This window comes from Paenibacillus sp. Marseille-Q7038 (assembly GCF_965111595.1).
Window position 1 is genome coordinate 1 of sequence record NZ_CBCOOM010000006.1, and the last position, 1488, is coordinate 1488.

Genomic DNA, 1488 nt, shown 5'->3' on the forward strand with positions numbered 1-1488 from the left:
TGCTGAAAGTGATTAAGATAGTTACTATTCCTCTTGAAACAGACTTTAAATTTTTATTACCTGTTAGTCCTATTATTCCAAGGATTAAAGTAGTTAATGAAAGGATGTAAACAATATTAAAGGCGTCTGGGACGGATATTTTATGGATAAGTCTATAGATTTCGATCCAATATGGCATTGTCAAATACGAAACTAAACAAATTATTGAAAGAAAAAAAGACCATAAATTTAATTTTTCTCTCATAAATTCCACCTCCTCATATAGCTAATTAGGCATAAGAAATATACCAAGGATTTTGAGAAACTTAAACGTTCGTATGTGTCCGACAATCCTGAATGTTGTGATTTTTGGTTTCGTTAGGCAGGTTTGAAGCATTAACTATATAGGATAATAACCTCCAATCACAATGCAGAAATTTACATCTAGAATTCAGTTGAAATACAAGAAACACATAGGCTGTCCTAATAAAAGGGAGCAGTTGCCAAATGGCAAGCTGCTCCCTGCTGTTTTCTACTAACGTTTCTTCGTTAGTTCAAATGAGTAGTTCATTTTTTTAATTGAGTAATTTTTCTTAGAATTACTGCTGTACAGACAGATATAACACTAACTAAGTATAAAAGAGCGTATGCTACAGCAGCATAATATGTCAGTTCAGCTTCAATACCGGACCTTGTAAGAACTAAAATAATGGCATAGCCAACAACAAAAACGACAATACCCAATAGAGCATTTTTAATAACTTCTTTCACAAATTCACCTCCTAGGTTTATACTAGTTCCCCGATTTCTGTGCCACTTTATTTGACCAAGAGGATCTACCCAGATGTGGTTATGCTCATTAGTTCTTCTTACATGACATAAAAGAATTAATAGATATGAAGTGAGATTCTGTAAAGATCATTCGAAATGTAAGCCAGTGCTATACAGGCAATCAATAAATATATCTTGTAGTGCTTCTGACTTTTAAAAATCTGAACAAAACAAATGAACAAGACTATACATAAAACAGAAAAAATTGTATCAGTTCCTGTAAATCCCAACATGCACCTTGACACTCCATCCATAAATATTTTAATAGCTTTGCTCTTTACATAATACTAGAGAAGTATATCACGTCATCGTCACACTTATTAGTTATAATTTACCAATATTAATATAATTTCTATAATGACTCTTTAGTAATAGGGGCTCATATTAACAAACACGCATTCATCCACAAAACATCTAGGTTATACTTTCATAGTAACCTATCTTATACCCGCCATTTTGTCCAACTCATGTATCGCTTTTTTTATGTAAACAATATTCAGGCTCAGTATACTACACAGCTGCCACACATTTATTGAACTATACTGCCCGTTAACTTAATGGGATTATAAGACAGTTGGTCGAGCGGCTGATTCCTGATATTTCACAACTCTAACCTGTAAATCCACATTTTTGTCGTCAAAACCCACATAAAAATAGAAATGTGGTCTTAAATTAAGA

Annotated in this window: 2 protein-coding genes; both read right to left on the reverse strand. The window is 32.8% G+C overall.

What is annotated here, in order from left to right:
- On the reverse strand, positions 1-244 hold a 244-nt coding region (locus ACWPWY_RS23500; RefSeq protein ID WP_454193947.1), incomplete at its 3' end, for a hypothetical protein.
- A gap of 302 nt (positions 245-546) precedes the next feature.
- The gene (locus ACWPWY_RS23505) at positions 547-750 is read right to left on the reverse strand and encodes a hypothetical protein (protein WP_454193948.1); all 204 of its coding nucleotides are present in this window, start codon (positions 748-750) and stop codon (positions 547-549) included.
- Between the last annotated feature and the right edge of the window lie 738 nt (positions 751-1488).